Origin of the sequence: Pseudomonas sp. 21LCFQ02, assembly GCF_024129895.2 — a bacterium.
Taxonomy (GTDB): domain Bacteria; phylum Pseudomonadota; class Gammaproteobacteria; order Pseudomonadales; family Pseudomonadaceae; genus Aquipseudomonas.
Window position 1 is genome coordinate 404,410 of the sequence record NZ_CM178749.1, and the last position, 22,879, is coordinate 427,288.

The 22,879-nt window shown below is 63.1% G+C and carries 17 protein-coding genes; 2 read left to right on the forward strand and 15 right to left on the reverse strand.

The window, feature by feature from the left end:
- Nucleotides 1-140: 140 nt before the first annotated feature.
- Nucleotides 141-2,246 carry a TonB-dependent receptor family protein gene (locus NJC40_RS01925; RefSeq protein WP_253140623.1) on the reverse strand — a complete coding sequence of 702 codons (2,106 nt, stop codon included), beginning with the start codon at nucleotides 2,244-2,246 and terminating at the stop codon, nucleotides 141-143.
- A 482-nt stretch (nucleotides 2,247-2,728) separates the two neighbouring features.
- On the opposite strand from NJC40_RS01925, the gene NJC40_RS01930 reads away from it, so the two are divergent.
- Nucleotides 2,729-4,837 (forward strand): TonB-dependent receptor family protein, encoded by a 2,109-nt coding sequence (locus NJC40_RS01930; protein WP_253140624.1) that lies wholly within the window; start codon nucleotides 2,729-2,731, stop codon nucleotides 4,835-4,837.
- A 62-nt stretch (nucleotides 4,838-4,899) separates the two neighbouring features.
- On the forward strand, nucleotides 4,900-5,271 hold the full coding sequence (locus NJC40_RS01935) for a hypothetical protein (RefSeq protein ID WP_253140625.1): 372 nt from the start codon (nucleotides 4,900-4,902) through the stop codon (nucleotides 5,269-5,271).
- A 15-nt stretch (nucleotides 5,272-5,286) separates the two neighbouring features.
- Here NJC40_RS01935 and NJC40_RS01940 read toward each other — a convergent pair whose 3' ends face one another.
- The 14 genes from NJC40_RS01940 to NJC40_RS02005 all read right to left on the reverse strand — a co-directional run bounded on the left by NJC40_RS01940 (nucleotide 5,287) and on the right by NJC40_RS02005 (nucleotide 22,879).
- A complete protein-coding gene (locus tag NJC40_RS01940; RefSeq protein WP_253140626.1) occupies nucleotides 5,287-5,874 on the reverse strand; it encodes a peroxidase-related enzyme in 588 nt (195 codons plus the stop codon).
- Nucleotides 5,871-6,383 (reverse strand): CMD domain-containing protein, encoded by a 513-nt coding sequence (locus tag NJC40_RS01945; RefSeq protein ID WP_045483356.1) that lies wholly within the window; start codon nucleotides 6,381-6,383, stop codon nucleotides 5,871-5,873. Before NJC40_RS01945 ends, NJC40_RS01940 begins: the two co-directional genes overlap by 4 nt.
- Complete coding sequence (locus NJC40_RS01950) at nucleotides 6,380-7,642, reverse strand: acyl-CoA thioesterase/BAAT N-terminal domain-containing protein (RefSeq protein WP_253140627.1); 1,263 nt, start codon at nucleotides 7,640-7,642, stop codon at nucleotides 6,380-6,382. Before NJC40_RS01950 ends, NJC40_RS01945 begins: the two co-directional genes overlap by 4 nt.
- A complete protein-coding gene (locus NJC40_RS01955; protein ID WP_253140628.1) occupies nucleotides 7,642-9,231 on the reverse strand; it encodes an ABC transporter substrate-binding protein in 1,590 nt (529 codons plus the stop codon). Before NJC40_RS01955 ends, NJC40_RS01950 begins: the two co-directional genes overlap by 1 nt.
- A gap of 14 nt (nucleotides 9,232-9,245) precedes the next feature.
- Nucleotides 9,246-10,253 carry an ABC transporter ATP-binding protein gene (locus tag NJC40_RS01960; RefSeq protein WP_253140629.1) on the reverse strand — a complete coding sequence of 336 codons (1,008 nt, stop codon included), beginning with the start codon at nucleotides 10,251-10,253 and terminating at the stop codon, nucleotides 9,246-9,248.
- Complete coding sequence (locus tag NJC40_RS01965; protein WP_253140630.1) at nucleotides 10,243-11,247, reverse strand: ABC transporter ATP-binding protein; 1,005 nt, start codon at nucleotides 11,245-11,247, stop codon at nucleotides 10,243-10,245. Before NJC40_RS01965 ends, NJC40_RS01960 begins: the two co-directional genes overlap by 11 nt.
- Nucleotides 11,244-12,146: an ABC transporter permease gene (locus NJC40_RS01970; RefSeq protein WP_253140631.1), complete on the reverse strand. Its 903-nt coding sequence runs from the start codon at nucleotides 12,144-12,146 to the stop codon at nucleotides 11,244-11,246. Before NJC40_RS01970 ends, NJC40_RS01965 begins: the two co-directional genes overlap by 4 nt.
- Nucleotides 12,143-13,117, reverse strand: a complete 975-nt coding sequence (locus NJC40_RS01975) for an ABC transporter permease (RefSeq protein ID WP_045483370.1) — start codon at nucleotides 13,115-13,117, stop codon at nucleotides 12,143-12,145. The genes NJC40_RS01970 and NJC40_RS01975 overlap by 4 nt, the downstream gene beginning before the upstream one ends.
- Nucleotides 13,114-14,574: a flavin-containing monooxygenase gene (locus NJC40_RS01980; RefSeq protein ID WP_253140632.1), complete on the reverse strand. Its 1,461-nt coding sequence runs from the start codon at nucleotides 14,572-14,574 to the stop codon at nucleotides 13,114-13,116. Before NJC40_RS01980 ends, NJC40_RS01975 begins: the two co-directional genes overlap by 4 nt.
- A 119-nt stretch (nucleotides 14,575-14,693) precedes the next feature.
- The gene (locus NJC40_RS01985; RefSeq protein ID WP_253140633.1) at nucleotides 14,694-17,165 is read right to left on the reverse strand and encodes a TonB-dependent receptor plug domain-containing protein; all 2,472 of its coding nucleotides are present in this window, start codon (nucleotides 17,163-17,165) and stop codon (nucleotides 14,694-14,696) included.
- Between the two features lie 313 nt (nucleotides 17,166-17,478).
- On the reverse strand, nucleotides 17,479-18,429 hold the full coding sequence (locus NJC40_RS01990; protein WP_253140634.1) for a LysR family transcriptional regulator: 951 nt from the start codon (nucleotides 18,427-18,429) through the stop codon (nucleotides 17,479-17,481).
- Between the two features lie 144 nt (nucleotides 18,430-18,573).
- The gene (locus tag NJC40_RS01995) at nucleotides 18,574-20,232 is read right to left on the reverse strand and encodes an acetolactate synthase large subunit (protein ID WP_045483382.1); all 1,659 of its coding nucleotides are present in this window, start codon (nucleotides 20,230-20,232) and stop codon (nucleotides 18,574-18,576) included.
- Between the two features lie 224 nt (nucleotides 20,233-20,456).
- Complete coding sequence (locus tag NJC40_RS02000; RefSeq protein WP_045483385.1) at nucleotides 20,457-21,908, reverse strand: aldehyde dehydrogenase family protein; 1,452 nt, start codon at nucleotides 21,906-21,908, stop codon at nucleotides 20,457-20,459.
- Entirely contained in the window at nucleotides 21,905-22,879 is a 975-nt protein-coding gene (locus NJC40_RS02005; protein WP_045483388.1) for an NAD(P)-dependent oxidoreductase, read from the reverse strand. The genes NJC40_RS02000 and NJC40_RS02005 overlap by 4 nt, the downstream gene beginning before the upstream one ends.

A 22,879-nucleotide genomic window follows, 5' to 3' on the forward strand; every position in this document is an offset into this window, starting at 1 on the left:
CAGTCTCGGCCAATACCGCTTCAGGCCAGGATTCGCCGGGCCTGGAGCAGTTTTGCGGATCGGCACAGACCTGCGTGTAACCCGCTCTGGAAACGACAAAGTGTCGGGGCACTGTTGCCAGGCCAACAGCGGCTGCGGCTTCAAAAGCGAAACGCCACACCGGTGGTCACCGAAAAGGCGTCACCGGGATAGAAGTTTGCCGAGTCACGGCCATTGGCGTTGTAAGCCGTGTTGGCGGCCGTGGCATAGCGCTCGTCGGTGATGTTGCGCAGGTCGGCAAACACCTCCCACTTTTTGCTCGGCGCCTGGTAACCGACCTTGGCACCCCAGAGTACATAGGAAGGTGCCTGCCAGCTATTGGCGTAGTCGATGTAGTAACTCGACGCTGCCCGCAGGTTGAGCGAGGCATAAAAACCACTCTGTTGCCGATACGCCAATTCAGCCTGATACACCTGGCGCGGCAGGCTGGGCAGTTCGTTGTCGCCAAAGGTGCTGTCGTTGCGATAGTGGAAATCGTTGAGGGTGTAAGCCTGACGCAGGTCCAGCGTGTCGCCATTGGCGCCGCTCCACAACAGGGTGTTAAGCCCGGCCTCGATGCCTTGGTGAATGGTCGAGCTGGCGTTGGAGGTGCCGGTCAGCTGGTCTTGAGTCGCAGTGGCCTGGCGAGTCACCACGGTCAGCAGTTCATCCTGCACCCAGGAGCGGTACAAGGTCAGGCTGCCGTCGAAGATGCCGTGGCTGCCACGAATCCCCACCTCGAAGGTATTGGCCTTTTGTGGCCGCACATCCGACAGCCACGGGTTGCCGGTACTGCCCAGTTGCCAGGTTACCGGCGGGTCGATACTGCGGCTGACATTACTGAACAGCTGAAGGTCAGGGTTCAACTGGTAGCGCACGCCGATGCGTGGCGCCAGGTAGTTCTCGCTGTACTCAACCGAACCGGGGAAAGCTGAGGTATTGACGCCAGTGGTGTATTCGATCTCGGCCTTGCGCTTGATGTTGATCGCCGACAGGCCGGTAGACAGCCAGAGCCGGTCGGCCAGTTGCAGCTCGTTACCGAAGGTCAGCACGGTGTCGCGCGAGCCGGTGTAGTTGGTTTCCTGCTGTTTGATGCCGGTGGCAGCGCTGTGGGATTTCACGTCGGCCAGGTAGGCCCGGGTGTTGCTGAAAATGATGCTGCTGTCGCTGGGCAGGCCGAAGAAACTGTCGCCGGTACGCAGGTAGCGCAGGGTCAGGTTGATGTCTTTGGAGCGCCAGTCCTGGGGCGCTACCGCGTAGCGCCAGCCGTTGAGCAGCGGGTAGTTGTTGTAGGCCGCACCGACTTCGAGCCTGGCACCGTCATCGAAGGTCCAGGTGGTCTTGTTGCCGATAAAAGTGGTGCCGTCCTTGCGCCGCCCGGTGGGCAGCAGATTGCTGCGCGGGTCGTGCTTGAGCTGCTGGCGGGTCAGGGTGTTGCCGTTGACCAGTTCTTCTTCACGGTATTTGACGAAGAAGCGGGTTTGCAGCTTGGGGCTGAACACATGGCCAAAGTTGGCAGCCAGGCTCTGGCCTTCGTTGGCGGCATGATCCTGATAACCGTCGCGCTCGTTGTGGGTCAGGTTGATGTAGTAGTCGCTGTCACCCACCACCCCACCGGTGCTCAACTGCTGTTTACGGTAGCCGTAGCTGCCGATTTCAAAACGCGCGTAGTGGCCAGGGTCGGTACGCCCGGTCTTGCTGACGAAATTGATCGCCCCGCCCAGCGAAAGCGCCGCGTATTCGGCAGCGTTGGCGCCGTACAGCACTTCGGTGTGGTCAACGGCCTGCAGGTCGAGAAAGTCCTCCTGGGTACCGCCAGGGCCGGTGATCGGCAAACCGTCGAAGAGAAACTTGGTACCCAGCACATAGCCTTGATAGAAGGTGTTCAGGCCCGAGCCGCGAATCGAAATCTTGTTGGCTCCGGTGCCACTGGTGGCCTGGGCGAATACCCCTGGTTGCAGGGCCAGCACGTCTTCGGCATTGGAGGCTCTGCCCTGCTCGACCTGGCGGTTATCGACCACGGCGGTATTGCCGGCCACCTTCTGCAAGCGCTTGCGCTCTTTCTGCACGTCACTGACCGCAGCCCCGGTCACCGTGACCCTTTCCAGCGTGGTTTGCGAATCGCCCGCCGCCTGCGCAAAAGGCACCAGCAACGCCGTCAGGATCGGCAGGCTGGCAGCACTGGCCAGCACCGGCAAGTAACGCCCATAGTTGTGTTGCTTAAGCATATTAACGACGCCCCAAGTTAGAATTTCGCTGACCCGGAAGCCGGGCACGATTAAAGGTTTTTAAAAGAGGCATTGCACTTGTCGTGCCAGCACCCAACAAGGTGTTATTCAGCACAAACAGACTTTTCTGAAGTAACAAGCCCGTACAATCTGTTTATTCACTGTTGGCAGGCAAACAATAAACCGCGCACACCAGTCAAACCCCGAAGGCAATAGCCGGGCTGTGCAAACTTCAACAAACACGAAGCCAACCGGCTAATAACCATCGGTTACTGGCTTATTACTCGCACTGACCGCCAGCACACAGTCATTCCACAAAGTTTCCTGTTTTCGCTCAGCTCATTATTAAGCAGCACTGTAAAACCCGCTATTTGCCGTTCTTTTAATACTGGCATAGAACCTGCTCTGCACTCTTTCCAGTGGCCTGACTATGCGCATAGAACGCCGAAGACAATGACCCATGGACGTCAGGAAACATCGCAATGTATTTAACAAAGAAAGATCGCTTACAGGCTGCCACGTTATTGATGGGGTTGGGCGCAGGGGCACTGGGTTGCAGCATCGCCATGGCCGACGACAGTCCGCGCCGGCTCGAAACGGTCACGGTGCAGGGCGAGCGGCAGAGCGCTGCTGAACAGGCCAGGAGCCAGTTGGCCGAGGTGCCGGGCGGCACCAGTGTGGTGGACAGTGAAGAGTTGGGCAAAGGCCGCACCGCCAACCTGCAAGACACCCTGGGTTACCAGCCCGGCGTGTTCGTGCAATCAACCGGCGGTAACGATGCGGCGAAGATTTCGATTCGCGGCTCTGGCGCCAACACCTCGCCGGGTTACTTTCGCGAAGGCATCAAATTTCTGTTCGACGGTTTGTCGCTGACCGGGCCGGGCGGCACCCCCTATGAGTTTCTGAACGCCTCCGGGGTCGACTACACCGAGATTCTGCGCGGCGCCAATGCCTTCCAGTACGGCGCGTTGACCCTGGGCGGGGCGGTAAATTTCGTCAACCACACAGGCTACAGTGCGCCTGGCCTGCGCTTGCGTGCCGAGGCCGGCAGCTATGGCTACCAGAAGCAGGCGGTCAGCATCGGCGGCGTCGAGGGGGCGCTGGATTACTACCTCAACGTCGACAATTATCGCAATGAGGGCTATCGCGACTACAGCCTGTCGAAAAGCTCAGGCGTGGTGGCCAACGCCGGTTATCGCTTCAGCCCGCAACTGGAAACCCGCGTATTGCTGCGCTACCGCGACGAATTCCACAACGACCCCAGCGCCACCACCCTTACAGCGATCAAAGACAACGCCCGCCGCGCCAGTGCCACCGCCCGCTCCAGCGGTGCCGGGGCCAGGCGCCCCGGGAGTATCTGGCTGGGCAGCAAGACCACCTACACCTTCGATGACGATTCGCGGCTGTCGCTGGGCCTGGCCTACCACGACTACCGGCACACCAATAACCCCAACAGCCCGAGCAACCCGAGCTATTGGGACTGGCACGACCTGAACCTGGCACTGGGTTACGAGCGCTTCGATCAGGTGTTCGGCCGTGAGAGCCGTAGCAGTATTGCCTTCACCTCGACCCAGCATTTGCGCGGCGGGGTCAACTCGGCAACCGCTGGCAAATCCACGCTCAAGCGGGTGAACTACGAGGACTCGTTCGACCGGGTGTTTTCCCTGGGCAATGACCTGAGCCTGACCGACCGGTTGTGGCTGACCAGTGGCGTGTCGTTCGTCAATGTCCGGCGCAAGACCGACATCGAGCAGGCGGTCAATGCCAACACCACCAGCTTTCCCACTTACGAGGATTACAACAACTGGAGCATCGCCCCGCGCATCGGCCTGCGTTACGAATTCACCCCGCAGCTGCAGGCATTCGTCAACTTCAGCCGCTCCATCGACCCGCCAGCCTCCTGGGAATACTCAGGTTCCGGCCCGACCACGCCTTACATCAGGCCGCTGGTCGAGCAGAAAGCCAACACCCTGGAGTTCGGCATCAAGGGCACAGCGGGGATCTTCGACGGCAGCCTGGCCCTGTACCGCTCGTGGATTCATGACGAACTGCTCAATGTGCAACTGATCGCCGCCACCGCCAGCTCGGCGGCGGTCACCGGCGCTTTCAACGCCTCGCCGACCATCCACCAGGGGGTGGAAGCCGGGTTGACCACCCGCCTTTGGGAAAATCCGCAAGGCGACCGGTTGAACTGGCGTCAGGTGTACACCTGGAACGACTTCTACTACCGCAACGATGACACCTTCGGCAGCAACCAGTTGCCGGGCCTGCCAGAACACGTCTATCAGTCAGAGTTGCAGTACCAGCATCACAGCGGCTTCTACACCGGCGTCAATGTGCAGTCGGCGGCGCGTACCGCAGTGGACTACGCCAATACCTTTTATGCGCCCTCTTACACCATCTGGGGTGCCAACGTTGGTTTCGCCGCCCCCAAGGGCGACTGGAAAGTCTCGCTGGACCTGAAGAACCTCGCCAACAAGGCCCACGTAACCGCAGTGACCCCGCAATACAACGTGGCAGGCAACGACACCGCAGCGCTGTGGCCCGGAGACGGCATCGGCGCTTATGTGGCGGTGGAACTGCGGTATTGAAAAAAGCCCTGGGCTGGGCTATTCAGGCAGTTCAATGCGTCCTGAGCCTGGAGTGATGGCCAATGAAGTGGCTGCGTTTGCTGTGTGTTGTAGCGCTGGGCGCGGGCCTGTCCGGTTGCCTGAATGGCGCCGCTATCGAGCTGCCATGGCAGCCGCTGGAGCCATACCGGGCGGGCTATCGCGACGGCTGCGCAGACAAGCTCAAGCAAGACTATGACCGCAACCGGAAAGTACCCGCCACCGACGAGGCTGAGTACCTGCGCGGGTTGTCTGACGGTTTTGCGCTGTGTGATGCAGAGCGGGCGCGCCGCATCCCCAGCGGCAGCTACGGGCCGCCGCCCGCTTTCCCGGACGACGACAAGGACGCAGCACTCAAGACCAAGGACTGCCGGGAAAAGCGCCGGTTGTGCTACCCCGAAGTACGCAACAACTGACGCCGACCGTGCGGCTTACTCCTGGCCAAATACCGGATCGCCCAGGTTGAGCATCAACCGGTTGGCCCAGGCAAAGATCGCCACCGCCTGAATCAAGTCCAGAATCTCGCCATCCTCAAGCCCGGCTTCACGCAGCGGCAGGACCTGCTCCGGGCCGGTGGCGCCGGGGTCGAGGGTCAGGTCGATGGAGAAGCGGATGATCGCTTGCTCGCGCTCATTGCCGCCTGCGGTTTGCGGGTCGGCGAAGATTTCGGCGATCACTTCATTGCGTTTGGCCAGTTGTTCGAAACGCTGGGCATGCACCGAGGCGCAGTACACGCAGTGGTTGACCCGTGACACGACGGTGCTGGCCAGTTCGCGTTCGGCACGCGGCAGGCCGCCGGGGGCGTACATGATGGCGTTGAACACCAGCGAACGCTGGCGCAGCACTTCGGGCTGGTGGATCAGGGTCAGGTAATACTCACTGGTCAGCGCCTTGGGATGGCTTTCCTTGAGCACTTCCAGTTGCTCGGGGTTGGCCTGCTCCGGGGTGACGATCGGCAACCAGGATTTCCAGCCCAGGGTTTCATTGGTGAAGCCGTTGTGACGAATGATCTGGCTCATTGCGCAGCTCCCAACGCTTGCAGGGCGGCAAGACCGGCGGTCAGGCGTACCTGGTAAGAGATAAAGGCGATCAGTTGCGCCAAGGTCACGACGTCGAGCGGGCTGAGGCCGGCTTCACGCAATGCCTCCAGGGCGGCGCGGTCGCCTTCTTTCGGCGCGACGATCAGGGTGCGGGTATAGCCCAGAACCTGGCGCAGTGGCGCGTCATTGATAGCGCTCAGGTCGTCTTGCTCGACGGCATTGATTACAGCCGTGGCGCTGTTGAGCTCGACCAAGCGTTCACGGTAGTAGGCAACCAGCGCGGTCTGGCGGCTCAATGCGCTGCCATAGAGCGCCACCAGCAGGCGGGTTTCGACACTCAGGCTGCCGGCCAGCTCGGCGGCGAACAGGGCGTCGTGGCTGGCCTGAGTGGCCAGGGTGACTTTGCTGCGCGCCTGGCGAATCTCGCGCAGCGGGCTGTGTTCGCTCAGCACCAGGCTGTCGATCAGATCTGTAGCAGTGGCACTCATGGGTGTTTCTCCAGACTTGCCTGGCGCGCGGCCACGGCGTCTTGCAGGAATTGACGCACGCCCTGCCACGATTGCTCGTTGGCCTCGGCGTTGGCGGCGGGATTGCCGTCATTGCTCCAGGTGGACGGAATGAACGGCAGCAGGATGCTGTGCCCGGCCTGCGGGAAATCCAGATGCTGCACCGGCCAGCCGTGGTGGTGCTGCTCCAGGCGTTCACTGACCATGCGCGAGAACAAATCCGACGGCCAGGCCGCGTCATCACCGGCCGAAAGCAGGATCACCGGAGCTTTGATGTTCTCCACCTTGATACGCGCCCGCTCGACCGCCTCAGGGTCATCCAGGGCGGTGCGCATCGATACGGCGTTTCGCTGGCCGGCATCGCGGGCCTGCCAGTTGGCGGTGCGGTTGTCATTCCAAAGGTGCACCAGCGGTTTGCCCTGATACAACCAGGCCGGGCCATCACGGCCCACGGCAGGGTCGGCGGCGGCCTGACCGCCATGCACCAGCGCGCTGGGCACGTAGCCGATCACCGCCGAGACCTTGTCCGGGAACAGGCTGCCGAGCAGCAGCACCAGTTCACCACCGCGCGATTGGCCGCTCAAGGCGACGAAGTCATGGGCCGGTTTGACCTCACGGCGCAGCCAGTCCAGGCCACGCTCGAAGTACTCCAGCGGGGTGTTGGAGATGTAGCCCGACAGTCCCGGCGCCTTGAAGTAACCCAGGGCCAACGCGGCGTAGCCACGCGAGGCATACAGCGCCGCGCGGGGTTCGTTGATGCCGCCGCCTGAGCCGTTGAGCACGATCACCGCCGGGTGCGGCCCGGCACCGGCCGGCAGGAACAGGGTGCCGACCAGCCCCTCTTCACGCACCTCGCGCCGGGTCACCCCGGCAGCCGCCAGATACTGGGTCAGGGTCGCAGATGCCTCGCTGCCCTCAATGCTGATGCGGGTCTGCAAGGGTTGCAGCAAGTCGTCCGGGAACACCGCGCCAGTGGCCGGCTGACTTTCGGGTTGCTGGCTCCAGAGCAGGCCCAGCGGGCTGATGCCCTGATAATCGCCAGCCACCGGCGCATCACGTTGCAGGTCTACCGTGCCGTGGACATCGGCGACAAAGCTGGCCTGGCTGACCCAGTCCACGCCCTTGCCGCGCCGGGTGCGGGCGGTCAGGGTGACAGTCTGCCCCGCTGCCAGACCTGCGACACGGATGTGCCGCAGCTCGTCGAGCAGGCCAGTAGCCGGAGTGACAGTCAGTTGGCCCATCACTTTCCCCCGCTTGGTTTCTCTTCAGTCACCATCAGTGCGGTGGTGCGGTCGCTGACCCACGGCACCACTTTCAGGCCGTCACGGGCCGCCCAGATGTTCTGGTAGTGGAACAGCGGCAGGATGCCGACGTCGTCGCTGACACGCTTGACCGAGTCACGCAGGATCGCGGCGCGTTTGGCTTCGTCGAACTCGACAGTGGCCTTGTCCAGGTCCGCATCGACCTGCGGGTTGCTGTAGCGGCCCCAGTTGGACATGCCCAGGCCTTTGCTTGCATCGGCAGTGGCGAGGATGTTGGTCAGGCCGTAGCTGGCTTCGCCGGTGCCGTTGCCCCAGGCAATCACGCTGACGGCGAACTCGTTCTTGTTGGCGCGGCTGGAGTACACCGACCATGGCACCACCTGCAGATCAACCTTGACGCCGATCCGCGCCCAGAACTGCGCCACCGCCTGCATCGATTCCGGCGCCAGCGGGTAACGGTCGCCCGGCACGTGCACGGTCAGTTGAAAGCCTTCCGGGTAACCGGCCTCACTCAAAAGCTCCTTGGCTTTTTTGGCATCGAAGGGGATGTCCTTGACCTCGGGGTTATAGCCGAAGGTATTGGCCGGCATCCACTGGTTGGCCTCGGTGACGGTGTTTTGCAGGATGCGCTCGACGATGGCCTTGCGGTTGATCGCCAGCGACAGCGCCTGACGCACTTTCACGTCACGCAGCGGGTTGTGTGCCAGCGGCTTGCCGCTGTTGTCACGGATGAACTCGTTGGGGCCTTCGCGGAAGCTTGGCTGGATGATCAGCGCACGCAGCCCGGGGTAGGCGAACACCTTCACGCCGCTGGTCTTGTTGAGTTTCTGCACGTCGCTGGGCGAAACCTTGTCGATGACGTCCACGTCGCCGGCCAACAGTGCGGCGGTACGCCCGGCCGGGTTGGGGATGTAGCGATAATCGACCTTGGCCCAGGCCGGTTTCGGCCCCCAATAATTGTCGTTACGCTCGAACAGTGCACGGTCGCCTTGACTGTAGGACACCAGCTTGTACTGGCCAGTGCCGATGGCGGCCTTGCCGCTGCCGTAGTCTTCGCTGGTGGCGGTGGCGCCGACGTGGCGGCTGACCAGGTAGGTGGCGTCGACGTTAGCCACCAGAATCGGGTTCGGGACGTTGGTCTTGATCTCGACGGTATGGGCATCCAGAGCCTTGACCGAGGCCACCGTGCGCAGGCCCGCCGCGTAGGACGCCACGCTGCCCGGCACATTGCGCGCCCGCTCGATGGAGAACACCACGTCGTCAGCGGTGAACGGCTTGCCGTCCTGCCACTTGACGTCGTCACGCAGGTGGAACACCCAGGTCAGGTTGTCTTTGGCTTCCCAGCTTTTCGCCAGGCCCGGATGATTGCCGTCGTCGCGGCGTTCGAGCAGCGACTCGTAGGTGTGCAGGGCGATAGAGCGGTCGCCGGCATGGTTGTTCAGTTGCGGGTCCAGCGACGACACCGGGTCGGCGTAGGCGATGCGCAGGGTCTTGTCGGCGTCGGCGGCCAGCGCGTGGTTGGCGCTTAGCAGGGCCAGGGTCAGCGCGCTTGTCAGTAAGGGTTTCAAATGGCGTTCCTCGTTCATACGGGGTGATTGAGATGGCAAGCGCTGAAGTGCCCCGGCGCCACCTGTTGCAACGGTGGCGCCTGCTCGCGGCAGCGGGCGCTGGCATACGGACAACGGGGGTGAAAATGACAGCCCGAAGGGGGTGCCAGCGGGCTGGGCATCTCACCTTCAATAGGCGCGTACTGGCTACGGCGCAGTTCAAAGCGCGGAATCTGCGCCAGCAAGGCCTGGGTGTAGGGGTGGTTGGGCCGGGCGAACAGGTCGTCCACCGACGCCTGCTCCACCACACGACCGAGGTACATGACCACCACCCGGTCGCACAGGTGCTCGACCACGCCAAGATCGTGACTGATGAACAGGTAGGTCAGGCCCAGTTGCTCGCGCAGGTCCATGAACAGGTTGAGAATCTGCGCCTGGATCGACACGTCCAGCGCCGCCACCGACTCATCACAGACCAGCACATCAGGCTGCACTGCCAGGGCGCGGGCAATGCCGATGCGCTGGCGCTGACCGCCGCTGAACTGATGCGGGTAGCGCAGCCGCAGCGCCGGGTCGAGGCCGGCGCGCTGCAACTGGGTGCTGACGTAATCATCAAAACCGGCGCGGTCAGTCAGGCCTTGCAGGCGTGCGCCCTCGCCGACAATGCGGTCGATGCGCAGGCGCGGGTTAAGGCTTGAGTACGGGTCCTGGAAGATCATCTGCACCTTGAGCCGCGCCGCCTGACGTTGCGCACTCGGCAGCTCGTCCAGCACCTGACCGTCAAAGCGCACCTGGCCACGGGTCGCAGAGTTGAGACCGGCGGCGATGCGCCCGAGGGTGGACTTGCCACAGCCGGACTCACCGACCAGGCCGACCACCTCGCCACGGCGGATGCTCAGGTCAACGCTGTCCACCGCACGGGTCAGCGCCGGCGGCCGGAGCAGGCCCAGGCGCTGCAAGGCACGCCCAGCGATACCGGGCTGGCCGGAGGAAAACTCCTTGCTGACCTGACGCAGTTCGATCAACGGAATATCACTGGGCATGCGCTTCTCCTGCTCCGGCGCCGGGATGAAAACAACGCACACTGCGTCCCTCAAGCAATTGCAATGGCGGCTCTGCGGCGCAGGCGTCGCTGGCCCTCGGGCAGCGCGGGGCGAAGGCGCAGCCGTTGGGCAGGTTGCCCAGCGACGGCGCCATGCCGGGGATCTGCCGCAGCCGTTCGCCGCGCTTGTTGCGGCTCGGCAGGCTGTCGATCAGGCCTTGGGTATAGGGGTGCTGCGGGTTATCCAGCAGCGCGTCCACCGGGCCTTGTTCGACGATGCGCCCGGCATACATCACCGCCAGTTCATCGGCGAGCCCGGCGACCACCGACAGGTCGTGGGTAATCCACAGCAGCGAAGTACCTTGCTCACGCACCAGTTTCTGCACCTCGGCGAGGATCTGCGCCTGAATGGTCACGTCCAGTGCGGTGGTCGGCTCGTCGGCGATGATCAGGTCCGGGCGGTGCAGCAAGGCAATGGCGATCGCCACCCGCTGGCGCATGCCGCCAGACAACTGATGCGGGTAGGCGCGCAGGCGTTCATCCGGGCTGGCAATGCCCATGCTCGCCAGGGTGTTGCTGGCCAGGGTCCGGGCTTCAGCCTGGCTGACCCGCCGATGCGCGCGCACCGCCTCGATCATCTGGGTGTCGACCCGCAACACCGGATTGAGGGTCATCATCGGGTCCTGGAAAATCATCGCCAGCCGGTCGCCCTGCAACTCGCGCAATTCACGGGGCTTGAGCCGGCGCAGGTCGCGGCCCTGGAACAGGATCTCGCCGGCGGTGATCCGTCCGGGTTTATCCAGCAGGCCCAAAATGGAAAAGCCGGTCACCGATTTGCCCGAACCGGACTCACCGACCAGCCCCAGAATGCGCCCCGGTGCCAGGGTCAGTGACAGGTCGCGCACCGCCGGCAGCAGGCCGTCGCGGGTCTGAAAGGCGGCGCTCAGGCCACGCACTTGCAGGGTGGCCGGCCGTACTTCAATAGCGGCCGTCATGCTTGCAGCCTCGGGTTGAGCACATCGCGCAGGCGGTCGCCCACCAGATTGATGGCGACAATGGTCAGCAGCAGGGCCAGCCCCGGAAACACACTGATCCAGTATTCATCGCCGAGCATGTACTGAAAGCCGTTGGCGATCAGCAGGCCCAGCGAGGGTTCGGTGATCGGCACGCCCAGGCCGAGGAACGACAGGGTCGCTTCCAGGGTGATAGCGCGGGCGATCTGCAATGCGCCGATGACGATCAGCGGCGGCAGGCAGTTGGGCAGGATATGACCGAGCAGAATGCGCCAGCGGGTAATACCCTGGCCGCGTGCGGCCTCAACGTATTCACGACGGCTCTCGACCAGCGCCTGGCCGCGGGCGGTGCGCGCGTAGTAGGCCCACTCCAGCACCACCAGGGTCAGCATCACGTTGCCGACGCCCTTGCCCAGCCAGGCGAGGATCATCAGCGCCATGAGGATGCCGGGGAACGACAGCAGCATGTCGACCAGACGCATCAGCAACGCATCGACCCAGCCACCGGCGTATGCCGCAGCCAGGCCGATCACGGTGCCGACCACCGCTGCAATCAACGCCGAGCCCAGCCCCACGACCAGGCTGATGCGCAGGCCATAGGCGATCGCCGAGTACAGGTCGCGGCCCTGGCCGTCGGTGCCCAGCCAGTAAGTGAAACCGCCACTCATGCTCTCGCTGCCCGGTGCCAGCCGTGCATCGAGCACATCCAGTTGCAGCAGGTCATAGGGATTTTGCGGGGTGACCCACGGCGCCAGCACCGCCAGCAGGACGATGCCCAGCAACAGCACTAGCCCCAGCAAGGCCGAAGGCGAGCGCAAGAAATCGCCCAGGGCGCGCTGCCAGGGCGAAACGACAGACACGGCAGACACAGCACCACTCATCGCGCAGCCTCCAGACGAACCCGCGGGTCAAGCACGCGGTACAAGATATCGACGATCAGGTTGAGGGTGACGAAGATCACCACCACGACCATCAGGTAGGCGACCACCACCGGGCGGTCCAGGCTGTTGATGCTGTCGAGGATCAGCTTGCCGGAACCGGGCCAGGCAAAGATGTTCTCGGTGACCACCGCGTAGGCGATGGTCGAGCCCAGCTCCAGGCCCAGCACGGTGACCAGCGGAATCAGGGTGTTGCGCAGCACGTGCATCAGCACCACGCGCAGCGGCGACAGGCCCTTGGCACGGGCAAACCGGACGAAGTCCTGAGGCAGAATCTCGCGCACCCCGGCGCGGGTCAGGCGCAGGATCAGCGAGACCTTGAACAGCGCCAGGTTCAGCGCTGGCAGCAGCAGGTGCTGCCAGCCGTCGAGGGTGAACCACGACCACTGGATACCGAACAGCTCACGGGTTTCGCCCCGGCCACTGGCCGGCAGCCAGCCCAGATGCACCGAGAAAAACAGCACCAGCATCAGCGCCACCCAGAACGACGGCAGCGAGAAACCGATGATGCTGGTGGCCATCATCAGCTTTGACAACGGGTGGTCAGGATACAGCCCGGCAAACAGCCCCAGCGGCACGCCGACCAGAATCGCCAGCAGCAGCGCCGTGACCGCCAGTTCAACGGTGGCCGGCAGGCGGTTGAGGACCAGTTGCAAGGCATCTTCGTGATGCACATAGCTCTTGCCCAGATGCCCGTCCAGCGCCCCGCCGATGAAGTGCAGGTACTGTTGCCACAGCGGCTGATCCAGACCCAGTCGGGCAATTGCCGCCGCCCGTTCAGCCTGATTGAGGTCTTCGCCGATCAGGATATCCAGCGGGTTACCGATGGCATTGAGGCCGACGAACACGATCAGCGACATCAGCACCAGCACGATGAACGCCTGGCCGATACGGCGCAGCAGCCAGCCGGTCACGTGCGCAGCTCCCCGGCCGTCAGGCTGCCGGCCCACCACTCGTCGCCCTCAAGCTCGGGATCGGCATAGTGCTGCATGGCCTGAAAGTGCTGCTCGATGTCTTCATTGAACAGTTGCCCAGCCAGGCCCTGGGCGATGCGCTTGGCGCCGTCGCTGATCGCCGGGATATCTCCCGACACGCCGCCGTAGGTCAGCGCAGCGGGATAGTTGAAGCAGTGGATACGCTCCAGCCCCGGACAGATACCCGGCTCACGCGGCAGAAATTCAAACAGCGGCCCCAGGTCGGGCAGTTGCGCGGCTTCGCTGTCGAGTTGGTCGGCCGGCAACGGAAAACGCTCGGACCAGCGCCGGATGTACGGCGCGAACGGGGCGAATTCCGGGCGTTTGTCCAGGTCGGTGCGAAAGCCGGTGGCGAAGACAATGAAGTCATAAACCAGATTGGCTTGTGAGGTGCGCACCTGCAACTGGCCCTGGCTGTCGAGTTCGACCGCTTCCAAGGCGTTGTCCAGCAGCAAGCGGGCATTGGCGTGGCGCGCCACACGCAAGGTACTGCCGCGTGGCGGCGGGGTCTGCTGGGCATTGAGGTATTCGCGGATCTGCCATTTCCAGGCATCGGGCAGGCGCCAGTAACCGTGGGTCATGCCGGGGCTGCCGGCCCCCTTGCCCTTGTTGATGCGCGGCAGTTCACGGCGGCGCACCAGCATGTCGACCGAGACCGCACCAGCTTCCAGCGCCGTACCGGCAGCGTCCATCGCCGAAGCGCCGCCGCCGATGACGGCCACGCGCTTGCCGGTAAACCAGGCGTCCTGCAGGCCATCGGCCGAATGCGCCCAGTACTGGCGCGGCAAGGCCAGCGCCAGATCCGGCACCCAAGGGCCGCCCATGCCGTCGCGGCCGGTGGCGAGTACCACGTGCCGGGCGAGCACTTCCTGACGGCCGTCAGGCGCATCGATCAGCAGGCGCACGAAGCCTTCGGCGGTCGGTTGCACACTGGCGATGCGGTGTTGGTTGCGTACATCGAGGTTCAGTACCTGGCGATACCAGCGCAGGTACTCGGCCCATTGCAGGCGCGGGATCTTGTCCAGCGCCTGCCATTGCGCAAGACCGAAACGGGCTTGATACCAGGCCCGGAACGTCAGGGCCGGCAAGCCCAGCGCGGGACCTGCCAGTTGTTTGGGCGAGCGCAGGGTCTGCATCCGTGCCGTGGTCGCCCACGGCCCTTCAAAACCCGGCTCGGACTGATCGAACAGCACGCTGCGCACGCCCAGGTGATGCAACTCGGCAGCGGCGGCCATCCCGGCCATGCCGGCGCCGACGATGGCGACATCGAGCAGTTCGGTGTCGCCATGCTGCTGAGTCTTGACCCAGGGTTGTGCGGGCAGGCCGAGCCATTCCAGGTCTTCGCGCAAGCGTGCTTCGAGGGCAGGCAGGCCGATGGGGGTATGGGTGTCAGGCATGGGTGTGCGGTCTCGGTAAAGGAAGTCGTGTGGTCTTGCTCGGCCTGTAGGAGCGGCTTCAGCCGCGAAGGCAAATACCGTGATTCGCGGCTGAAGCCGCTCCTACGACGAAACAGTTATCAAAAATCGATATTCAGCCGCCCATAGTAAAAAGCCCCGTATGAGCCAAACGGCGAGATCGATGAGTAATAGGAAGCGCCCGATACGTCGGTGACGGTGTGTTTGTCCGGGTAGACGTTGAACACGTTGTCCGCGCCCAGCGAGACTTTGACGTTGTCGGTGATCTGGTAGCCGACGTCGATGTCGGTGATCCATTTGGCGCCAAAGCGTTCGTCCACCCCGCCGTTGGTGTCACCCAGGCGTTTGACTTCGCCGTAACGGGTGGTGCGCAGCCCCACGTCCCAGTCGCCACGCTGCCAGTTCACGCCCAACAGAAACTTGGTTTTCGGCGTCAGGTCGGTGATGCCGCCCAGACCGCTGCGCTCAAAGCGCGACAGGCCAAGGCTCTGCAACTGGGCGGGGTTGTCTTTCTGATCGGTGATGGTTGCCTTGTTCCAGTTGGCGCCAAGGTTGTAACGCAGGCGGCCGAACTCGCCCAGGTGCTGGGTGTAGTCCACCACCAGGTCCACACCGCGGGTGCGGGTGTCGAAGGCGTTGGCGTAATACTGCACTTGTTGCACATGGGAAAAGCCGTAGGTCGCCAGGATGCCGTCCACCGCCGCGCCTTGCAGCGGGCTGACCAGGGCGATGCGGTCTTGCAGGTCGATCAGGTAGGCATCCAGCGAGACGTTAAGGTTTTTCAGCGGGTTCCAGGTCAGGCCGGCCGACAGGCTCTGCGAGCGCACCGGTTCCAGGTCTTCGGCGCCCAGTGCCCGGCCGATGGCCGAGTCCGGCTGGACGCGCTTGATCATGATGTCGCGGGTTTCATTGCCGATGGTGCGCCGACCCAGGCCAGTCTTGGCGTAACCCTGCTGGATCATCGACGGCGCCACGAAACCTGTGCTCAATGCACCGCGAGCTGCCAGTTCCGGGGTGAAGGCATAACGGGTGGAAAGCTTGCCGGTCCAGGTATTGCCCGAGCTGTCGGTGTAGTGCTCGAAACGCCCGGCCGCACCGACAAACCATTTGTCAGTAACGTCCAGACCGAAGTCCACATAGGCTGCGGTGTTGCTGCGGCGCAGATTGACTTCGTCTTCAGGCAGCAACAGGTAATTGCCCAGCGCGCCGATGGCCGCCTGCTGGCCGGCACGCGGGTGGCCGGCCGGGTAACGGTAACCGCCGCTGGCGTAGGAGTCCGGGTCGCCGGATTCGGTGCGGTAATGCTCGAAGCGGTGCTCAAGACCAGTGGCGAAAGTCAGCGGGTTGCTCAGGCCGATGTCCAGGGTCCGGTTCAGGTCCAGGTTGGTGGTCCACTGGTCGAAGGTGTTGGTCTGCAACCAGAAGTCGGTGGGGCTGCTGGTGCCCAGCGACGGGTTGAGGTTGTTATCGGTCAGTTGCTTCTGGCGGTTGCGGCCATACGAGGTGCTCAGGTCCCAGTCCCAACCGGCAACGTCCTTGCCACGGGCACCGAATACGGCTTGGTAATCGAGGCTTTCGAAGGTGAAGTTCGGCGCAATGCCATCGGGGTACAGCTCGTTGATGATGGTGTTGGAGTTGGGCCGGCGAAAGCCGATGGACACCAGCGCGTCCTGCTTACCGAGGGTGCTGAACGAATACAGGGTGGTGTCGTCGGTGACCGGCAGTTCGGCGTTGTAGGCCAGGTTGTATTGCTCGATTTCCGGCAGCCCGCCGCCGTAGCTGCGCCGCTCCACGGTGGTTTCGCGTGGGTCGGGCTGGCCGTTGACCGGGTAGTAGAAACTGCCGGTGGCTTCGGCGGAGCGCTTGGTGCTGTCCTGGTTCTTGGCGTCCAGGGTGAAGTTGAAGAAGCCGCCATTGGGCAGCTCAAAACCCTTGTTGATGCTCTGCTGGTAAGTCTCGCCGTTGGAGCCGACCCCGTGATAGCCGGAACGACGGCCGACCAGCGTCGTGGCGCTGCCGCCGCTGCTGTCCTTTTTCAGGATGATATTGATCACCCCGGCGATCGCGTCAGAGCCGTATTGGGCAGCAGCACCGTCGCGCAGCACTTCGACGCGGTCCACCGCCGCCACCGGAATCAGCTCAAGGTCAGCCGGGTTCCAGCCTTCGACCAGCACCGAGTTGTCCGAAGCCACCGAGCCGCCATGGCGGCGCTTGCCGTTGACCAGCACCAGCACATAACCGCCACCCAGACCGCGCAGACCAGCGGCACGGGCCACGTTGCTGTAGGCCCCGCCTGTGACCTTGGCCACGTTGAACGACGGCAACAGGTTGGCCAGCGCGTCGCGCAGGCTGACGCTGGCGCCCTGCTTCTCCAGGTCCTGACCGCCAATCACATCGATTGGCACCGCGCTTTCGGCCACGGTGCGTTCGACACCACGGTTACCCACGGACACCACGGTCTGCAACTGAACCGCCTGTTCTTGCTGGTCTGCCGCCTGGGCACCGCCTGCCCAGCACAGACCGGCCAGGGTCAACAGCGCGGGCGCTGAAACTGGTGAAAACTTCGCTTGCATGAAACATCCCTCCGACAAGTCGCCGTGAAAAGTGATGCGGCGATTTGCCGAGGTCGGCTGGATTTCCGCTAAGCAGGATTGTGGTCTGAGCCATAGAATCCATTTTTCGTATATTCAAAGCCGTTTCATTTGGTAATCGAATACTAAGAGACACGACTTATCACCACAACAACTTAAAAATGCTATGGATATTCAGTATTGGAATATGAGCGATGCAGGAGCGGGCGCTGCTCGTGAAGCGGTCCGCTCAGGCACAACATCTGTGGCGTCTGAAAAAAGCCTTCGCGAGCAGAGCTCCCACAAGAACCTGCGATCAGCTGGCGTAGATCGCCTGCATCAACACATCGTGGCGGTTGGCCGGGTGCAGGGTGATGCCGGGCAGCAGTGACTGCGAGGTGGTTTTCAGGGCCTCGACCAGCGCCCTGGCGACATCCGACAGCGGGCTGGCGTGGGCCGAGACCAGGCCGAAATAGAACGGAATCGCCGACTCGATGGGCCTGACCACCACGCCTTGCAACGGCACACCGAAGGCGGTGAACGGATCGACCAGCGCGACGCCCAACCCGACCCGCGCCATCTGCATGGCGATCAGCGAGGTGTTGGTATCCAGAATGTGTGCCGGTTCAAGACCTGCGCGCTCGAAGGCCTTGTTGATCCGGCGGCGAAAGCGGAACGGGTTGGAAATGCTCACCAGCGTCTGCCCCGCCAGTTGCGCCATGCTCAACACCGGTTCGCCCGCCAGCTCGCTGTCTGCGGCCAGCACCGCCACGCAAGGTGCCTCACCAATCCAGTGCAGTTCCAGGCCGCGATGCTCCAGTGGCAGGCTGATCATGCCCAGGTCGAAGGTTTTCGACAGCACTGCCTGCACCGCCGCCTCCGGCGACAGACTCTGGATTTGCAGCTGTTGGGCGCGCAGGTCTTCAGGCAGCAGCGCCAGCGCCGGCGGTAACAGGCCGGCGGCCAGCGCCGGGGTGGCGACCAGACGCAGGCTGCGGTTTTCGTCGCGGGTCAGGTTCAGCGCGCGTTGATGCACATGCCGCACCCCTTGCAGGGCGCTCTCGACCTCGGCGGTCATCATGAAAGCTTTTTGGGTCGGGGTGACCTTGGGGCCGCTGCGTTCGAACAGAGCAAAGCCCAGTTCCTGCTCAAGTTCCTGGATCTGCCGGGTAATGGTCGGTTGCGAACGCCCGAGCATCTGCCCGGCACCGGTCACGCTACCGGCCGACATCACGGCGGCAAAGGCTTCGAGTTGACGCAGATCCACAAAAGCTCCTGATCGATGGGGAATCGAGAGACGAGGAGCCTACAGGTTTGTCGCGGATCTGGCACGTATCGATGTTTCGCGGCTGAAGCCGCTCCTACGGTTGTCGCAAACCCCGTAGGAGCGGCTTTAGCCGCGAAGACCGAATTACACCGCCAGGCTGCGCTCGCGCAGTTCGGTGTTGAGGATGCGGTCGTTCTCGCTGTAATCGACCGGGCAGTCGATCACGTGCACGCCTGGGGTGCTGATGCATTTCTCCAGCAGCGGCAGGAACTCGGCAGCGCTTTCGACGCGGTGGCCAAAGGCACCGTAGGCTTCGGCGTATTTGACGAAGTCAGGGTTGCCGTAGTCCAGGCCGAAATCGGTGAAGCCCATGTTGGCCTGCTTCCAGCGGATCATGCCGTAGCCGTCGTCACGCAGAATGACCACGGTCAGGTTCATGTTCAGGCGCACGGCTGTTTCCAGCTCCTGGCTGTTCATCATGAAACCGCCGTCACCACACACCGAGATCACCGGACGCTGCGGATACACCAGGTGCGAGGCCATTGCCGATGGCAGGCCGGCACCCATGGTCGCCAGGGCGTTGTCGAGCAGCACGGTGTTGGGCTTGTGCGCCTTGTAGTTGCGGGCGAACCAGATTTTGTAGATGCCGTTGTCCAGCGCCACGATGCCTTCGGAAGGCAGCGCGCGACGGATGTCGGCCACCAGACGCTGTGGATACACCGGGAAGCGGTCGTCATCGGCGCCTTCGGCAATTTGCGCTTCGTTGGCTTCACGGATCGCCATCAGACGGGTGAAGTCCCACTGCGCGCTGCCGTCGAATGCCGCAGCATCCAGCGCTTCGCCGATCTGCCAGATGGCGTTGGCGATGTCGCCGATCACTTCGATCTGCGGGAAGTACACCGCATCGACTTCGGCACTGCGGAAGCTGATGTGGATCACTTCAGTGCCGCCACGGACCATGAAGAACGGCGGCTTTTCGATCACGTCGTGGCCGATGTTGATGATCAGGTCGGCAGCTTCGACGGCGCGGTGTACGAAGTCACCGGACGACAGCGCGGCGTTGCCGAGGAAGCGCGGGTGGCGCTCGTCGACCACACCTTTACCCATTTGCGTGGTGACAAACGGGATGCCGGTCTTGTCGATCAGTTGCTTGAGGACCTTGGCGGTCATCTTGCGGTTGGCACCGGCACCAATCACCAGGATCGGGCTGCGCGCGGCCTTGAGTTTGGCCACGGCGGCTTCGATGGACTTGTGCTCGGCCAGCGGACGACGGTGCACGCTGCGCGGAATCGGCATCACGTCGGTCTGTTCGGCGGCGATGTCTTCAGGCAGTTCCAGGTGCACGGCGCCGGGCTTTTCTTCTTCGGCCAGGCGGAAAGCTTCACGCACCCGCGACGGGATGTTGTCCGCGCTCGCCAGCTGGTGGGTGTACTTGGTCAGCGGCTGCATCATGCCGACCACATCCAGAATCTGGAAACGACCTTGCTTGGATTTCTTGATCGGCTTTTGGCCGGTAATCATCAGCATTGGCATACCGCCCAGGTATGCATAGGCGCCCGCGGTGACCAGGTTGGTGGCACCGGGGCCCAGGGTCGACAGGCTCACGCCGGTCTTGCCGGTCAGGCGACCATAGGTAGCGGCCATGAAGCCGGCGGACTGCTCGTGGCGAGTCAGCACCAGCTTGATCTGCGACTTGCGCAGGGACTCGAGCAGGTCGAGGTTCTCTTCACCCGGAATACCGAATACGTACTCGACGCCTTCGTTTTCCAGACATTGCACTACCACATCGGCGGCCTTGGCCATGATGCTCCTCGTCATTTAATAGGTTAAGAACAGCAGACGGTTTGAAAACGTCGCGAGCGAAGGTCAGGCAAGGCGAAAGCAGGCGAGGAACGGTCGGAGTCGCGGGCGACTTGACTGGTTGTCAATGAGCATTCCGAGCCTGCTTTCAACGCAGCATCACCGAGCGCAGCAGTTTTCATGCGGTCTGAGCGTAGACGCGCTTGCATGTCAAAAGGTAACAGTGCTCAGGCCAACTGATAAGTGGTTTTGACCCGGGTAAAGAAATGCCGGGCATGGGTGCCCTGCTCCCGCGAGCCAAGGCTGGAGGCGCCGTTGCCGCCAAACGGCACGTGGTAATCGACGCCGGCGGTGGGCAGGTTGACCATCACCATGCCGGCCGAACTGTGGCGTTTGAAGTGCTCGGCGTACTTGAGCGAGGTGGTGACGATGCCGGCCGACAGCCCGAACGGCGTGTCTTCGGCGGCAGCGAAGGCCTGTTCATAGTTGTGCACCTTGAGCACGCTGAGCACCGGGCCGAAGATTTCTTCGCGGTAGATGCGCATCTCGGGACGCACCTCGGTGAACAGCGCCGGGGTGAAGTAGAACGCACCGGCCTGGTTGTCGATGCGCTCGCCGCCACACACCAGCCTGGCGCCTTCTTGCTGACCAATGGTCACGTACGACAGGTTCTGCTCCAGTTGCTTGCCATCCACCACCGGGCCGATGTCGGTGTCGGCGGCCAGCGCTTCGCCGACTTTCAGGGCACGGGTGCGCTCGGCCAGACGCGCGACAAACGCATCATGAATACCGGCGGTGACAATCACCCTGGAGCTGGCTGTGCAGCGCTGGCCGGTACTGAAGAACGAGCCGTTGAGCGCCACATCGACCGCCTGCTCCAGATCGGCGTCGTCGAGGACGATCAGCGGGTTCTTGCCGCCCATTTCCAGTTGCACGCGGGTCATGTTCTCGGCGGCCAGCCTGGCAATCTGCTTGCCAGTGCCTTCGGAGCCGGTAAAGCTGATGGCGTCGATATCGGGTGAGCGAATAATGGTGTCACCCACGCTGCGACCGGGGCCGACCAGCATGTTGAACACACCCGCTGGCAGGCCGGCACGCGAAATGATCTCGGCCAGCGCCCAGGCCGAGGACGGCACCAGTTCGGCCGGCTTGAACACCACGCAGTTGCCGAAGCACAGCGCCGGGGCGATCTTCCACGCCGGGATGGCAATCGGGAAGTTCCACGGGGCAATGATGCCCACCACGCCCACCGGCTGGGTGAACACATCAATACCCACCTCAGCACGCACCGACTGGTACTTCTCGCCTTCAGCACGCAGCACTTCCTGGGCGTAGAACTTAAACGAGCGACCGGCGCGGTCCACCTCGCCCAGCGCTTCGCGGACGATCTTGCCTTCTTCGCGCGACAACAAACGCGCCAGCTCTTCGCGACGGGCGAGAATCTCGGTGCCGATAAAGTCCAGCGCATCGGCGCGCACTTGCGGGTTGCTGCGTGCCCAGCCGGGTGCTGCACGGCGGGCGGCGGCGATGGCCTGTTCGGTGAGGTCCCTGTCGGCGCGCACAAAGCGCTCGATCACTTCACCAGGGTTGGACGGGTTGCGGTTTTCCAGCAGTTCGTTGCTGCTTTGAAGGGCAACGAAAGCGCCGTCTACATAGCTGCTCTTGGTCACGATGGTCATGCGCTCTGGGTCCTTTTGACTGGCAGTTCAGCCTGGCCGTTGATGAAGTGGGTGATGTTGTCCACGGCGCTGTCCATCAACTGCTGCATGGCATCTTCACTGCTCCAGGCAATGTGCGGGTTGAGGATGAAGTCATCGCGGTCGAGCAACTGGAACAGCGGGTTGCTCGGGTGCAGCGGCTCGTGCTCGACCACGTCCAGGGCCACGCCACCAAGGCGGTTGCCCTGCAGCGCGTCGATCAGTGCGGCTTCGTTGACCACACCGCCACGCCCGGTGTTGATCAGCAACGCATCAGGCTTCATCAGCGCCAACTGGTCGGCGTCGATCAGGTTGTAGGTTTGCGGGGTCAGCGGGCAGTTGATCGACAGCACGTCGCAGCTTTTCAGCAGCTCATTGAGCGGCCGCACATCAGCGCCCTGGCGCTTGCCGCCACGGTCTTCGAACAGCACCTGCATGCCCAGATGCCGGGCCAGTTCAGCCAGGCGGATGGCAATCGGGCCGCTGCCGATGATCGCCAGTTGCCGACCGCGCACGTCACGAATGCGGTGGTCGAAATAGATGTTCTTGAACGGCGCCTGGCCGTCGCGCACCTGGCGCATCAGCCGGGTGAAGGCGGCCGGGCGGCGGAACAGTTCGAGGATCATCGCCAGGCTGTGCTCGGCCACGGTGTTGGCGGCATAACCGGGGACGCTCGACACCTGAATGCCATGCGCCTCGCAATAATCGACATCGACGATATCGCGGCCAGTCAGCGCCAGCGAGATCATCTTCAGCTTCGGCAACTGGCGCAGGTGCTCTTCACGCAATGGCACGCTGCAGGTCAGCGCCACCGTGGCGTCCTTGAGGTGCTCCAGCACCTGGTCAGGCTGGGTATAGGCGTACTGTTGCCACTGATGCTCAAAACCTGGGCGTTTGAGCTGCGTCGAGGCGGCCAGGCCGTCGTCGTCGAGGAATACGACTTTCTCGGTCAT

What these genes read in the sequence shown, in the direction of transcription:
- NJC40_RS01995 (WP_045483382.1), bottom strand. Translation starts at nt 20,232, where the DNA reads ATGGCCAAGGCCGCCGATGTGGTAGTGCAATGTCTGGAAAACGAAGGC.
- NJC40_RS01970 (WP_253140631.1), bottom strand. Translation starts at nt 12,146, where the DNA reads ATGAGTGGTGCTGTGTCTGCCGTGTCTGTCGTTTCGCCCTGGCAGCGC.
- NJC40_RS01940 (WP_253140626.1), bottom strand. Translation starts at nt 5,874, where the DNA reads ATGAGCCAGATCATTCGTCACAACGGCTTCACCAATGAAACCCTGGGC.
- NJC40_RS01985 (WP_253140633.1), bottom strand. Translation starts at nt 17,165, where the DNA reads ATGCAAGCGAAGTTTTCACCAGTTTCAGCGCCCGCGCTGTTGACCCTG.
- NJC40_RS01960 (WP_253140629.1), bottom strand. Translation starts at nt 10,253, where the DNA reads ATGCCCAGTGATATTCCGTTGATCGAACTGCGTCAGGTCAGCAAGGAG.
- NJC40_RS01980 (WP_253140632.1), bottom strand. Translation starts at nt 14,574, where the DNA reads ATGCCTGACACCCATACCCCCATCGGCCTGCCTGCCCTCGAAGCACGC.
- NJC40_RS01925 (WP_253140623.1), bottom strand. Translation starts at nt 2,246, where the DNA reads ATGCTTAAGCAACACAACTATGGGCGTTACTTGCCGGTGCTGGCCAGT.
- NJC40_RS02000 (WP_045483385.1), bottom strand. Translation starts at nt 21,908, where the DNA reads ATGACCATCGTGACCAAGAGCAGCTATGTAGACGGCGCTTTCGTTGCC.
- NJC40_RS01945 (WP_045483356.1), bottom strand. Translation starts at nt 6,383, where the DNA reads ATGAGTGCCACTGCTACAGATCTGATCGACAGCCTGGTGCTGAGCGAA.
- NJC40_RS01950 (WP_253140627.1), bottom strand. Translation starts at nt 7,642, where the DNA reads ATGGGCCAACTGACTGTCACTCCGGCTACTGGCCTGCTCGACGAGCTG.
- NJC40_RS01965 (WP_253140630.1), bottom strand. Translation starts at nt 11,247, where the DNA reads ATGACGGCCGCTATTGAAGTACGGCCGGCCACCCTGCAAGTGCGTGGC.
- NJC40_RS01930 (WP_253140624.1), top strand. Translation starts at nt 2,729, where the DNA reads ATGTATTTAACAAAGAAAGATCGCTTACAGGCTGCCACGTTATTGATG.
- NJC40_RS02005 (WP_045483388.1), bottom strand. Translation starts at nt 22,879, where the DNA reads ATGACCGAGAAAGTCGTATTCCTCGACGACGACGGCCTGGCCGCCTCG.
- NJC40_RS01935 (WP_253140625.1), top strand. Translation starts at nt 4,900, where the DNA reads ATGAAGTGGCTGCGTTTGCTGTGTGTTGTAGCGCTGGGCGCGGGCCTG.